This window comes from Vibrio sp. R10-SF1-ISO8, from assembly GCF_059833805.1.
In genome coordinates this window covers 195,988-210,014 of sequence record NZ_JCBDHL010000015.1, presented here as the reverse complement: position 1 = coordinate 210,014, position 14,027 = coordinate 195,988, and the positions used below count along the sequence as shown (strand labels likewise).

The 14,027-nt window shown below is 44.3% G+C and carries 9 protein-coding genes, 1 tRNA gene and 1 rRNA gene; 2 read left to right on the top strand and 9 right to left on the bottom strand.

Annotation, left to right across the window (positions count from 1 at the left end):
• Window positions 1–128: 128 nt before the first annotated feature.
• The 5 genes from AC6R00_RS11920 to AC6R00_RS11900 all read right to left on the bottom strand — a co-directional run bounded on the left by AC6R00_RS11920 (window position 129) and on the right by AC6R00_RS11900 (window position 6,643).
• Window positions 129–1,681, bottom strand: a 16S ribosomal RNA gene (locus AC6R00_RS11920).
• A gap of 485 nt (window positions 1,682–2,166) precedes the next feature.
• A complete protein-coding gene (locus AC6R00_RS11915) occupies window positions 2,167–3,429 on the bottom strand; it encodes an HD-GYP domain-containing protein (protein ID WP_500640537.1) in 1,263 nt (420 codons plus the stop codon).
• A 119-nt stretch (window positions 3,430–3,548) separates the two neighbouring features.
• A complete protein-coding gene (locus tag AC6R00_RS11910) occupies window positions 3,549–3,956 on the bottom strand; it encodes a VOC family protein (protein ID WP_500640536.1) in 408 nt (135 codons plus the stop codon).
• Between the two features lie 204 nt (window positions 3,957–4,160).
• On the bottom strand, window positions 4,161–6,074 hold the full coding sequence (locus tag AC6R00_RS11905) for a methyl-accepting chemotaxis protein (protein WP_500640535.1): 1,914 nt from the start codon (window positions 6,072–6,074) through the stop codon (window positions 4,161–4,163).
• 484 nt (window positions 6,075–6,558) lie between these two features.
• Window positions 6,559–6,643, bottom strand: a tRNA-Leu gene (locus AC6R00_RS11900).
• 257 nt (window positions 6,644–6,900) lie between these two features.
• Between AC6R00_RS11900 and AC6R00_RS11895 the strand changes: the two genes are divergently transcribed.
• Entirely contained in the window at window positions 6,901–7,671 is a 771-nt protein-coding gene (locus AC6R00_RS11895) for a substrate-binding periplasmic protein (RefSeq protein WP_500640534.1), read from the top strand.
• Between the two features lie 123 nt (window positions 7,672–7,794).
• Window positions 7,795–8,271: an RDD family protein gene (locus tag AC6R00_RS11890; RefSeq protein WP_500640533.1), complete on the top strand. Its 477-nt coding sequence runs from the start codon at window positions 7,795–7,797 to the stop codon at window positions 8,269–8,271.
• 65 nt (window positions 8,272–8,336) lie between these two features.
• Here AC6R00_RS11890 and luxS read toward each other — a convergent pair whose 3' ends face one another.
• The 4 genes from luxS to AC6R00_RS11870 form a co-directional block, all read right to left on the bottom strand.
• Window positions 8,337–8,855: an S-ribosylhomocysteine lyase gene (gene luxS, locus AC6R00_RS11885; RefSeq protein ID WP_171325048.1), complete on the bottom strand. Its 519-nt coding sequence runs from the start codon at window positions 8,853–8,855 to the stop codon at window positions 8,337–8,339.
• 24 nt (window positions 8,856–8,879) lie between these two features.
• Window positions 8,880–9,479: a transglycosylase SLT domain-containing protein gene (locus AC6R00_RS11880; RefSeq protein WP_500640532.1), complete on the bottom strand. Its 600-nt coding sequence runs from the start codon at window positions 9,477–9,479 to the stop codon at window positions 8,880–8,882.
• A gap of 9 nt (window positions 9,480–9,488) precedes the next feature.
• The gene (gene gshA / locus AC6R00_RS11875; protein WP_500640531.1) at window positions 9,489–11,057 is read right to left on the bottom strand and encodes a glutamate--cysteine ligase; all 1,569 of its coding nucleotides are present in this window, start codon (window positions 11,055–11,057) and stop codon (window positions 9,489–9,491) included.
• Between the two features lie 108 nt (window positions 11,058–11,165).
• The gene (locus AC6R00_RS11870) at window positions 11,166–14,024 is read right to left on the bottom strand and encodes a M16 family metallopeptidase (protein ID WP_500640530.1); all 2,859 of its coding nucleotides are present in this window, start codon (window positions 14,022–14,024) and stop codon (window positions 11,166–11,168) included.
• Window positions 14,025–14,027 lie beyond the last annotated feature (3 nt).

Below are 14,027 nucleotides of genomic sequence, written 5' to 3'. Positions count from 1 at the left end.
GACTTGAACCACCGACCTCTCGCTTATCAGGCGAACGCTCTAACCACCTGAGCTACAGACCCAGTATCGTCTCTTAACGTGTATAAACATATCAATCTGTGTGAACACTCATCGCAATAATCATCGTATAAGGAGGTGATCCAGCCCCAGGTTCCCCTAGGGCTACCTTGTTACGACTTCACCCCAGTCATGAACCACAAAGTGGTGAGCGTCCTCCCGAAGGTTAAACTACCCACTTCTTTTGCAGCCCACTCCCATGGTGTGACGGGCGGTGTGTACAAGGCCCGGGAACGTATTCACCGTGGCATTCTGATCCACGATTACTAGCGATTCCGACTTCACGGAGTCGAGTTGCAGACTCCGATCCGGACTACGACGCACTTTTTGGGATTCGCTCACTTTCGCAAGTTGGCCGCCCTCTGTATGCGCCATTGTAGCACGTGTGTAGCCCTACTCGTAAGGGCCATGATGACTTGACGTCGTCCCCACCTTCCTCCGGTTTATCACCGGCAGTCTCCCTGGAGTTCCCGACATTACTCGCTGGCAAACAAGGATAAGGGTTGCGCTCGTTGCGGGACTTAACCCAACATTTCACAACACGAGCTGACGACAGCCATGCAGCACCTGTCTCAGAGTTCCCGAAGGCACCAATCCATCTCTGGAAAGTTCTCTGGATGTCAAGAGTAGGTAAGGTTCTTCGCGTTGCATCGAATTAAACCACATGCTCCACCGCTTGTGCGGGCCCCCGTCAATTCATTTGAGTTTTAATCTTGCGACCGTACTCCCCAGGCGGTCTACTTAACGCGTTAGCTCCGAAAGCCACGGCTCAAGGCCACAACCTCCAAGTAGACATCGTTTACGGCGTGGACTACCAGGGTATCTAATCCTGTTTGCTCCCCACGCTTTCGCATCTGAGTGTCAGTATCTGTCCAGGGGGCCGCCTTCGCCACCGGTATTCCTTCAGATCTCTACGCATTTCACCGCTACACCTGAAATTCTACCCCCCTCTACAGTACTCTAGTCTGCCAGTTTCAAATGCAATTCCGAGGTTGAGCCCCGGGCTTTCACATCTGACTTAACAAACCACCTGCATGCGCTTTACGCCCAGTAATTCCGATTAACGCTCGCACCCTCCGTATTACCGCGGCTGCTGGCACGGAGTTAGCCGGTGCTTCTTCTGCAGCTAACGTCAAATGATGCCGCTATTAACGACACCACCTTCCTCACTGCTGAAAGTACTTTACAACCCGAAGGCCTTCTTCATACACGCGGCATGGCTGCATCAGGCTTGCGCCCATTGTGCAATATTCCCCACTGCTGCCTCCCGTAGGAGTCTGGACCGTGTCTCAGTTCCAGTGTGGCTGATCATCCTCTCAGACCAGCTAGGGATCGTCGCCTTGGTGAGCCCTTACCCCACCAACTAGCTAATCCCACCTGGGCATATCCTGACGCGAGAGGCCCGAAGGTCCCCCTCTTTGAGCCGAAGCTATTATGCGGTATTAGCCATCGTTTCCAATGGTTATCCCCCACATCAGGGCAATTTCCCAGGCATTACTCACCCGTCCGCCGCTCGACGCCGTTAACGTTCCCCGAAGGTTCAGTTAACTCGTTTCCGCTCGACTTGCATGTGTTAGGCCTGCCGCCAGCGTTCAATCTGAGCCATGATCAAACTCTTCAATTTAAGATTTTGTCGGCTCAATGAATACTGAACATTACATAAAGTAATGTTTGAATTGACTGTGCTGAGTCTTTCGACTCGTTGGTCACTTCGTATCATTGAAACCTAAATTGATACCGAAGTATCTATTTGGATTATCATCAACGAGTGCCCACACAGATTGATAGGTTTATATTGTTAAAGAGCTTTGCTTTGTGAGAAACTTTCTCTCAAAGCGGAGGTGCATTCTAGCGAGTTAATTTGAAGAGTCAAACACTTTTTCAAATTTATTTCTCAGAAGCTTTTTACCTCTCTGACACTTGCTGAAGCCTTGTGGCGTCTGCCGTGTCAGTGGAAGCGCATTATAGGGAGTTCCGTTTTGAAGGCAAGTAAAAAAACACGTTTTTTTCATAAAAAAAGCCTGACTGAACACTTATCAATCAGACCTTAAATTACACCCACTTTACACTCAATTTAATCAGAACTTACTCACAAGATCCTGTGTATAACTACTCATCAGAGTCGAAGAAATAGGAAATTCGTGAGCGTGGGTTTAGATACTCTCTCACTTTATCCGGCAACTTGGTCGGTAGTATGGCATTAACTATCTTTATATCTTTCTCTGCCAAGTCAATAATCGGGGCTTGCGTTCTAGGTACCGACGGATCATAAATCAGCACATTAGGGTGAAGGATGTTTTGCGCATTTACCGAAATCACTAAACCGACCATATCATTCGATAGCTGCACTACCGTTCCTGGCGGGTAGATTCCCATAAACTTAATTAAGAGGCTCAAGTTCTCATTATTATACTGATGCTTACAGTTCTTATATAAGTGGGAAAGCGCAACATACGGAATTTTTTGTTCCGAGGGGATATTGCTATGGCACAAGTTGTCATACGCATTTGCTACAGAGACTATCTGAGTAAGTTCATCAATTTGACCTTCTTTCAAGCCTTCAGGGTAACCGGAGCCATCGTTCAGCTCATGGTGCTGAGCAATCACTGTTCTAGCACTTTCGGGAAAGCTATCCATATTGGCTGCGATTTCCAAACCATACTTGGTATGCAATTTAAGATAGTTTTTTTCAGGTTCAGTTAAACGCGTCGGTTTTCGTAATATTGCGGTCGGTACTTTTACTTTGCCCATATCATGGAAAAGCGAAGCAAACGCCACCTCTTTTATCTGATCTGCACTTAACTGCTTTGCCTTCGCGATCATCATTGCAACGACAGATACATTGAGAGAATGGAAATAGATATCTTCAAACTCGCTTTTGCCATTCATAAGATGAAGTGTGACATTGTCATCGCTCAACAACTTGTCGACGATATCATTTACTAATTGGCTTGCTTCATCGACGGCTTGTTCTGGACGGTTACGAATCTTGTTCATCACCGCTCTCATTCTTGATAGAGAACGTTCAAACTCTTTTTCACAATTAATGACACGTCGACGGTAAGCACTTAACTTTTCGATTCTATCTTGCTTTTCTTTCCAAAGTTTTTGCGCCTCTAGATCGATTTCTTCATGCAAAACTTGTTCTACCCCCTCACTCGCTTTTTCTTCGGCCACAGGTAAAGGCTGAGTATCACTCTGAGAGGTGTTAATAAAGACGTGTTTAATCCCCAAATGGCGAATCATGCGGATCTGGTCTTCGTCTTTTATCTTAAAACTATTAAATAAGAAGGGGTGCTCATTCCATTTGACCGGAAGTCGAATATGCAACCCTGGCTGTAGTCTATCTACTGTTATCTTGATGCTGGCCACGATCTATATACAACTTATCTTTTACTAACCAATTTATAATTTTAGATGATTGAAAAACTGAATTCATCACGAGTGAATGTTAATGAGAGCTCACTAACACGTCAGATTGTATGCTTTTGTTATCTGACTAAATCACAGTTAAGTATCCAACGCACTCCGAACTTATCTTCTACTTTGCCAAAACGGGCTCCCCACGGTGCATCGGCAAGTGGCATCATGATATGTCCACCGTGAGACAGCTTGTCAAACACACGCGCCTGCTCATCAAGATCGGTCAGCACAATCGCTAGAGCAATGTTATTACCACTGCGTTCTTGAGCCAAAATTCCGTCAGAGAGCATCAACTTCATGCCAAACGCTTCGAATTCCGCATGCATTACCCAGTTAGGATCCGCCCCTTCTATTTGCTGGGGTGCATCTTTAAAAAGCTGTTTTGTTAGAACAACGCCAGCAAAACATTTGTGGTAAAAATCAAGCGCCTCTTCACAACGGCCAGCAAAAAATAAGTAAGGGGTAAGTTGATACATTTTCTATCTCCATGTTGTTATTTTAAAGATAGACAACCTTTTTCTAACTAGCAGAAAATTTTAGCTTTTTCAGTAAAAACTGTTACTCAACGCCAAGAACTCAAATCCCGAACCTTTTAGCCACAAACGTAAAAAAGACCGTGCATTGACGGTCTTCATTAGAGATTTACTGGGCTTAGCTTATTTACCCAACCATAAATCTAACTATTGCAGTTTAAACTGACGAACGATTGCTGATAACTGATGATTACTTTGTGCTAAATCGACAGTACTTGCCATCGTTTGAGAACTATTTGACGTCAGTTCATCAACCATCCCTTGGATTGTGGTCATATTTCGACTAACTTCTTCAGTGACAGAATTTTGCTGTTCGGCAGCTGTTGCGATCTCTAAGCCTAAATCATTGATACGTACAATTGAGCTCACCATCAGGTCAAGGCTTTCATTCACGTTTTCTGTGGTTTCAGCAGTTTTGTGGCATCGTTGCTTGGTTTCATCCATCGCTTGAACAACCGTTCTAGTCCCTTCATTAAGGTTGGCAAGCATGTTATTGATCTCAGAAGTGCTTTGCTGAGTTCTGGCCGCCAGTGCTCTTACTTCATCAGCAACCACTGCAAATCCACGTCCTTGCTCACCTGCTCTTGCCGCTTCAATGGCCGCATTGAGCGCTAATAAGTTAGTCTGATCCGCGATTTCACCAATAACTGTAAGTACAGAGCCAATCTTCTGAGAATCTTCGTTCATTGATTGAATACTGTTAGCCATGGCCTCAACTTCTTCAATCAAATCCGCCACGCTGCGCACTGCACTTGCAACCACCAGCTTTGACTGCTCGGCTTCGTCGTTAGTCACTTTGGTAAATTCCGCTGTCTGAGAAGCACTTTGCGCCACGCTTTCCGCAGTAGAACTCATCTCGTTCATTGCAGTTACAACTTGAGTCGTTTCCATCGCATGGGAAGTCAGGACTTGATCATTACTTTCTGTCTGCGCATTCAGCAATTCAATATTGTCAGATATATGTTTAGAAGATTGAGACACTTCTATCATCATTGTTTGAAGGTTGCCTATGAAAGTATTCACAGCCTGAGCGATCTGACCCAAGTCATCTTGAGTATTCACATCTAAGCGACGAGTTAAATCTCCGTTGCCTTGTGAGAGATCTAATACGGTACTTTTCAGAGCGAGTATTGGTCTATATGCGTAGCTTAGGATGGCAAAGAAAATGACGAAAGAAATGACCAATAAAGTCAGAGCAGTATAAAGGGATGTTTTAAGTGCCTCATCAACTTCTGCATAAGCAATAGACTTGTTAACACCAACTAGTAGATGCCAGCTAACTCCATCATCTAGTGGTAGAGTCTGAAAGAAGGCAACTTTTTCGACGCCTCCTAAGCTGTAATCCATCATACCTGTACTTTGTGACAACAAAGCATCAGTTAAAGGATTGAGGTCAGAGAAATCATACAACTGAGTTTCACCTGGTACATCGACTTCACCATTAGATGCGATGGTAAGACTAGTCTGATCATACAATCCCATCATAGCCCCTGGGAATGGTGCCTTCCTTACTAGCTCATCAAGCAAACCTAATTCTATGTCAGCTAACAGCACTCCTTTCAATTGACCTTGTGAGTAAAAAGGTTCAGCAACGCTCACCATTAAGCTCTTCGTTAAGGCATCACTATATATATCGGTAACAATAGTCGAACCTTTCTGCTTGGCTTTTTTGTACCAGTCACGAACCCTTGGATCATATTTTGTGAGATCTCTTTTGCCACTGTTATTACCGTAGGAACGTCCATCTTCATAGCCAACCAGTATGTCAGATGCTGGAGATGTATTAGCAATCTGCCTAATCATCAACAGAATCTGGGCATCATTGTAATCGGGAACAAAATCAGGCGCGTTCGATACCAAGCCAGATTTAATGGTATCTATCCAAGTCAAAATTGTGTCACTGGTCGTGCTAATTTTTAGCATCGAGTACTCATTCACTCGTTCATGGATAGACGAAGAGATTTGTCGATAAGAGAGGAAGCTGGATACTGTCAAAGACACCGTCAGTAATAGTATAACGACGGCAATGATTCTTCCTTTAAAGCTATGCAGAACATTCATATCATTTACCACTGTTTTATAAATGAGACGAATGTAACACCATGATTAAGTAATGCTCGCTATTTGCATTCAACTTTTAATATTGATCACACTATTAACAAACCTAACAACATACTGATAAGTCATTGTAAATATTGATTATTAATCATTAGATAGTGTGGGAGTTTGAATTTTTGGCCCCGTAGAATGCAATGAGCCATCAATAATGGAAATGTCTCCCCTATGTTTGAGAGACCAGCAAAGCGGTAAAAAGCTTGGTTTGTTTCGGTATTTAGTTAGTTGGACTAGAGTTAAATAGGCTAGCCCTTTGGAGTTAGCTAGTTTGCGAAAGAGCCGAAGAAAATTATAGAGAGCTCTCAAGAAATCGGGCGAAGGAAAGTAGATTCAGCAACGATAGTTCAACAAGGGTGCTTGAAAAATGCGCCTGAGTAGATATAAGCCCCGAAACGACGAAAGGCCGCTATAAAAGCGACCTTTCTATGTATGGTACCGGTGGGCGGACTTGAACCGCCACGCCCGAAGGCAACGGATTTTGAATCCGTCGTGTATACCAATTTCACCACACCGGCATCTTAGGACTTTGTCCTTTGATGCTTCGCATTATACGTATGCATTTTAGCTCTGCAAGGAGAAAAACCTTAGATAACCGTTGTTTGCTGATAAATTAGCCACGTTTCTGAAATTTTTGTCTTGTTCGTTACGTTAGTAGGTGTTTTAGCAGCTCCGCTTAAGGCATCGGTATGGCTGTAGGTAGGTGTTATTGCGCACCTGTAAAGGGTGAAAAGCTTTATCACTTTAAGTATGACTCTCACAATAGGCGTAACTCATGAGATTGTTGAATACTCACTTAATTGCTTTTTGTTTGTTCTACTCTTCTATTGCTTTCGCTACCACGATAACCCTTGCGTATTCGGATATTGAGTCTTACCCGTATCAACTTGGTAACGACAACAATACTCCAGAGCCTCCTGGCTTATCTTTAGATATCCTTAATCAAGTCGCCGTGCAATTAAACATAGAAATTGAATACTTTAGATTACCCGGAAAAAGAGTACTTGATTACATCGAGAGTGGTGACGTCGATGGCGGATTTATATTTTCGTACAATTCTACTAGAGCCCAATACGCACAGTACCCAATGAAAGACACAAATCCAGATAGCGAAAAGCGTATCGCAACACTTGGGTACTACTTCTATAAACTCAAAGAGCAACCTCTAGAATGGGACGGTTCTAACTTCTCAAAACTTGAAAACAACTTCATCGCGGCACATCTTGGATTTTCAATCACAAACAAACTCAGGCAAAACAAAATCAAAGTACACGAGGCTAAAAACACCGAGCAGCTTTTTGCTATGCTGAGATCACGTCGAATAGAGGCAATTGCGATCCAAAACACCATCGCTCAAGAATACCTTAGAGATAAGCCATGGTCTGATGAAATCGAACAAGTTCTTCCCGCGATTACGACGAAAGATTACTTCCTTATTTTTAACCAGAATTTTGCTAATTCTAATCCGAACTTAGTGAATCAAATATGGCTAGTCATCAGTGAAATCAGAGATAAAGTGGTATCAGAGAAAAATGACAAATACTGATCTTATGATGGCTATCCATTGCTCTCACTTCACGAATTGAAAAGTCTGTGGGGAAACTCTCTTTTCAGGACATTGGTGACACTATATTCTGTCGACTTATTTTGTTCTAAGTAAGTGAGTGTTATGTCTGCAACAGAGGCATTGCCACCAGCAGGGCTTTTTCGCCGCCTTGGTGCGCTGTTATATGATGGATTAATTATCATTGCCGTAGAAATGATGGCGGCGGGTGTTGTCGTCGCAATTTTACATGCATTGATGGCAATGGGACTATTTGGTCTTGGTGGGTATGAGGATGTAAGTGATTTCCTAACTAATCATCCAATTTGGAGCCCTGTTTATACTGCTTACTTAGCCTTTGTTTGGATCTACTTCTTTGTCTTTTTCTGGACTCGCGCAGGCCAAACATTGGGGATGCGAGCATGGAAATTGCACATGCGCAGTAATGATGGCTCTCCGGTGACAGTGACTCAGGCGTTGATTCGCATAGGTACTTCAGGTTTTGGCCTAGCGAATTTGACTGTACCAATCGACCCTAAAAAACGAGGTTTTCACGATATTTGGGCAAAGACCCAAGTCGTCGTCCTACCAAAAGCTAACTAGCGTCTGGTTAAGTACATACAAAAAAGGGAAAGCGAAATGCTTTCCCTTTCGCTTTTATGCGATAGCTAGTCTATTTTAAGCTCTTTTAGCATCTCTTCTGGCAGCGCTAACTCATCATTTTTGTTAACCGAAACTCCGGCAGCAAGAATAGCTTCAGCAATCTGTTTCGCTTCATCTAGCGAGTGCATAGCCGCCGTACCACATTGGTACTCATTCAGCTCTGGGATTTTGTTTTGGCTTTCTACTTTTAACACGTCTTGCATTGCAGATAGCCAAGCATCGGCAACTTGCTGCTCTTGCGGCGTACCAATCAGGCTCATGTAAAAGCCCGTACGACAGCCCATTGGAGAGATATCGATAATCTCCACAGCATCGCCATTCAAGTGATTACGCATAAAGCCCGCGTAAAGATGCTCTAAAGTATGAATCCCTTTCTCTGACAAGATATCTTTATTTGGTGCGGTAAAGCGTAGGTCAAATACCGTAATGGTGTCACCTTTAGGTGTCGTCATGGTTTTCGCTACACGGACGGCAGGTGCATTCATTCTTGTGTGGTCTACGGTAAAACTATCTAATAACGGCATTGTACTTCTCCATGTTTACTGCTCTTAAAAGAACCAGCTTCTGTTGTCTTCTAATTCTTGTCGGCACTGCTTGAGTTGCCAACCATAATCCTTTGCTTGTTGCTCCACTTTACGAGCGACTTTCACCAATGAGGGCTTACTTTGGTAGCTTTTTCTTTTAAAACCTCCGCGTCCTTCATGATAGGCAAGATATTGATTGTAGGCATCCCATTTAGAAACGCCCAGCTGCTTCTGCGTGGCATCAGTATACCAACCCACAAACATTATTGCGTCTGAAAAATCGGTTCTCGAACCACCATGATTGGTCGCCTTCTGGAAATCTTCCCATGCAGGGTCTTGAGCTTGTGCATAACCATAAGCACTGCTCACTCGTCCCCAAGGAATGACACCTAAAATATAGTCTTTCGGTGGTCTAGCATCATGGCGAAAGCTGCTTTCTTGCTTGATAAATGCCATTGCGACCTGAATAGGGGTTCCCCACTCTTCTTGCATGTCTAGCGCATCATCATACCAATCTGGCTTTTCACGAAATATTTCGCACAGGTTGGTCTGATTTTTTGGTGGTGCAGTGGCACAACCACCTAACACCACCAAGCTAAGGATGACAACTAACGTCCTTATCACTTTGCTACCTTAAGCTTTTAAGTAAGCGAAGTACTCTTCAAGGAATTGATCAAAGCTCTGTGTGTCTGCTGCTTCTGCTTCTGTCTGAGCAACACGAGAACGCTCTACTTCGTGCTCCATCTCAGACTCACTATAGAAACGATAGTGATGACCAAGGTGCTGTTGACGGTACTCTTTACCAAATTCACAGCCAACTTTACCTAAACCACCAAAGCGCTTGGTATCTTCAAGTAACTGACCAGAAATGGTTTGCTCTGGGTTATCAATCCACGAAAGCAGTTTGTAGCAAACCGCCTGATATTCGTTAACGCCATTCGCCGCATCCATTTTCTCAGCGATTTGGGTCAACTCAACAAACACGCGCTTTGCCCAATCTTGTAGCGTTAGAATCTCACCTTTACAACCGATTTGCAGCTCTAAACCGTGTTTACGGCCTTCTACGATAACTTTATTCCAGTTCTCGCGCCAACAAGCCTGTTCGCAGTGATCCATCGGCTCTGATTCTGTTAACGCTGCCCATGTCAAAAATAGGTCTAAGAAGCGAACTTGATCCTCATTGATACCAATTGCGCTATATGGGTTTACATCAAGAGAACGAACTTCGATATATTCCACGCCACCACGAGCTAACGCTTCTGATGGTTTTTCGCCTGCCTTAGCCACACGCTTAGGACGAATTGGCGCATAAAGCTCATTTTCGATCTGGAGTACATTACTATTCAGCTGACGATACTCACCTTCAACCTTAACGCCTATTTCCGCAAACTCTGGCGACGGGGTACGAATCGCTTTGTTCAACCCTTCCAAATACTCGTCGAGGCTGTTGAAGCCAATCTTCAGAGCACTTTGCGCACTGTTGGTGTAACCAAGATCGCTCAAGCGTAATGAAGTTGCGTGAGGTAGATACAGCGTGCCGCCAATACTTTCAAATGGTAGATTGGTTTCGCGCCCTTGAATAAATGAACCACATAAAGCCGGTGAAGCGCCAAAGAAATAAGGAATTAACCAACCAAAACGGTAGTAGTTTCGGATCAGACCGAAATAAGCTTCAGACTTGCTATCTTGTCTGTCTTCATCACTCTGCTCACCAAATAACTGCTCCCAAAAAGACTCAGGGAATGAAAAATTAAAATGAACACCAGAGATAATTTGCATCAAGCTGCCGTAGCGATGCTTGAGGCCTTCTCGATACAGCGTTTTCATTTTTCCAGAGTTAGATGAACCGTACTGCGCCAGATTGATGTCATCTTCGCTACCTACATAACAAGGCATAGAAAGTGGCCACATTTTCTCTTCACCCAGCTTAGTTTGAGTAAAGTGATGAATATCCTCTAACTGAGCAGTTAAGGTGGAGATGTTACTTGATACAGGCGTAATAAACTCCAGCAGCGACTCAGAAAAGTCAGTGGTTATCCAATTATTAGCGTAAGCCGAGCCTAGCTCAACCGGATGAGGGGTTGTTGCGAGATGTCCATCTTGGTGGTATCGCAGCGTCTCACGCTCCACACCACGTCCAAAACTCTTAAATACTTCTTGGTTTTGTGCAACTCGCTCCAGTCGCGCAGCAAATTCAGTCAAAATGAGGTTCGCTTATATCTGTAGTTTGGTTGTGATACCAAACTGGCTAAACAAATTATAAAGGGTGACCAAAGTCACCCTTTAGCTATGCACTATGTTATGTGTACTCTAGCGGATGATTTCAAGCTCTTCTATCGGAATCTGTAAACTTTCTAGCTGAGGCTTTAACGTTTTCGCATCACCTACCACAATAATCTGGTACTCATCAGGAGCAAACCATTTGCTTGCTAGCCCATCTAAGGTCTTCTTACTAACGGTTTCTACGATCTCATTTCTCTGCTTGAGGTAATCTTCATCCAAGCTATATGCCAGAATACTATTAAGTAGTCCTGTTTTCTGTGAAGGCGTTTCATACTTTAACGCATCTTGTTGACCGACCGCTAAGCGCAAAAATTTCATTTCATCATCGGTCATGCCATTTTTGCTGTAATCCTCGAGCTCTTTTTGCATCTCGACAATTGATGGCACCGTAGAGTCTGCACGAACTTGCGCTGAGAAAATTATCGCGCCGACTTCTCGATTTGCCGCGAGATAACCGCTTGCACCATAAGTGTAGCCTTTATCTTCACGCAAATTTTGGTTAACACGACTATTGAAGTTACCCGCTAAGTTAAAGTTAGCTAACTGCGTTAAATACACTTCTCCTGTCGCATCAAACGGTAACCCTTGACGAACCATGCGTACCACACTTTGCGGAGCACCCGGTTTATCTATCAGGTAGATCTTCTGCTGTTCGAGTGGTTTCACCAATTGCGGCCTTAACAAAGGAGCAAACTCACCTTGCCAGTTGTCAATAAAGGCCAGTTCTTTTTTCACTTGGCGTTTGTTAATGTCGCCGACCACCACAATTTGCGCACCTTGTGGCGTGTAATGCTGTTTATAGAAGTCTTTAACGTCATCTAAGGTTAAGCTAGATACAGAGGCTTCTGTACCATCATTGGAGCGTTGATAAATCGAGCCAGCAAAAAGAACTTGTCGCGTCGCCTGAGAAGCCATCCAACTTGGCTTTTGATGCTGATAAACCAAACCTTCTAACATCTGTTTCTTCAAGCGATCGAAGTCCTCTTGACGGAAAGCCGGTTTGAATAACACTTCCTCAACGATCTTCAGCGTTTCGGTAAGGTTCTTTTCCAAACTGGAGACGGAAATACCCGTGGTATAGTTACCCGCATCAATAGAAACCGTACTACCTAAGGTATCTAACCTAGCTTGCAGCTCTTCCAAGCTAGAGTCGAGTGTCGCCTCTTGCATCATCGCAGCAGTTAAGTTGGCTAGCCCCTCTTTACCTTTCACTACATAGCGTTCTCCGGCAGGGAAACTGATATTCAGTTGAACGGTTGGCGTTTCAGAACTGACCGTGCCAAGTAATTCAGCACCATTGTCGAAGTAGAGGTGATACAACTGTGGCATTTGAGCTTTCACCCCCTGAGCGACTTCAGGCATCGCAGAGCGATCAAAGGTATCTGTCGCACGACGATAAGCTAGCTGATCTTCGGTCACTTTTTGATACTCTGGCAGAGTTCTCGGTGGCGTAACAAAGGTAGCCGGTTTAGCCGCTAGTTCAGTTTTTCCACGCGGAACGACACTGAGTGCCACTTTATGGTGACCGTTTACATAGGTTTTGTATGCCGCCATTACTGACTCTGGCGTGACCGCTCGAATTTGCTCTAGTTGGGTTTGAATCCGATCAGGCGTATCGAAGAAGGTTTCGTTGGAAGCAAGTTGAGTTACCTTGCCACGAACACTTTGCAACGCAAATACCGCATTAGCTTCTGCCATTCCAGTGATCTGCTCTAGTCGCGCCTCATCGACACCTTTCGCCTCAAATTCATCCAGAGTTTGCATCAACTCCTGATACAGAGGTTTAAGTGCGCCTTTTTCTCCAGATGGTGCCATTGCGTACACATAGAAGGTACAGGCAAGCTCTGCGCAATCTTGGAAAGCCCCGGCATCTACCGCCTTCTGGGTCTTCACTAGCTTTTGATAAAGCAGACTGTTTGCCCCGCTGCCTAACACGTTAGCCAGCGCATTGATCGACGCCTGCTCTTCAGCCCCGTTGTATTTCGTCGGCCAGCCAATCATCAGCATCGGTTGCTGAATACGATCTTCTAGTGTGATGTAACGATCTTCTGTCAGTTTTGCTGGTTGCTTAGGTGCCCGCTGAACTTCAGGCCCAGCAGGAATAGAACCAAAATATTTGCTTACCCACTCTAAAGTCTGCTCAACGTCAATGTCACCACCTATTGTCAGCACCGCGTTGTTTGGACCGTACCAACGAAGAAAGAAGGCTTTAAGGTCATTCACATCGACCCTATCTAGATCTTCAACATACCCGATAGTTTGCCAAGAGTAAGGGTGGCCTTCAGGATACATAGCTTCACCCATTCGCTCCCACATCAATCCATAAGGGCGATTGTCATAGTTCTGCGCACGTTCGTTTTTAACCGTATCGCGCTGAATTTCAAACTTACGTTGTGAGACAGCATCTAGCAAAAAGCCCATTCGATCAGACTCAAGCCAGAGCATTTTCTCTAGCTGATTCGATGGCACAGTTTCAAAATAGTTGGTGCGATCTCGGTTCGTCGTCCCATTAAGCGTTCCGCCTGCTTCGGTAATGATCTTAAAGTGCTGTTGGTCACCAACATTCTCACTACCTTGAAACATCATGTGCTCAAAAAAGTGAGCAAAGCCTGATTTACCAATCTCTTCACGCGCCGAGCCAACATGATAAGTCACGTCAAGGTGAACCAGTGGATCGGAGTTATCTGGTGATAGGATCACCGTCAGACCATTATCTAGCTGATATTTTGAGTATGGGATTGTTGCCTTACCAGGTTGAACTGGAACTTCTTCAACGAGAGTAACGCCTTGTGGCAGTGAAGATAAAAATGAAACAGAAGAGAGGTTGTTGGAACTACAACCGTAAAGTGCGACAAGAGAAATAGCACCAAGCCATATCTTTCTCATGAC

Excerpts from the sequence above, each read along its gene's own strand:
- AC6R00_RS11910 (WP_500640536.1), bottom strand. The coding sequence starts at position 3,956 with ATGTATCAACTTACCCCTTACTTATTTTTTGCTGGCCGTTGTGAAGAG.
- AC6R00_RS11905 (WP_500640535.1), bottom strand. The coding sequence starts at position 6,074 with ATGAATGTTCTGCATAGCTTTAAAGGAAGAATCATTGCCGTCGTTATA.
- AC6R00_RS11895 (WP_500640534.1), top strand. The coding sequence starts at position 6,901 with ATGAGATTGTTGAATACTCACTTAATTGCTTTTTGTTTGTTCTACTCT.
- AC6R00_RS11890 (WP_500640533.1), top strand. The coding sequence starts at position 7,795 with ATGTCTGCAACAGAGGCATTGCCACCAGCAGGGCTTTTTCGCCGCCTT.
- luxS (WP_171325048.1), bottom strand. The coding sequence starts at position 8,855 with ATGCCGTTATTAGATAGTTTTACCGTAGACCACACAAGAATGAATGCA.
- AC6R00_RS11870 (WP_500640530.1), bottom strand. The coding sequence starts at position 14,024 with ATGAGAAAGATATGGCTTGGTGCTATTTCTCTTGTCGCACTTTACGGT.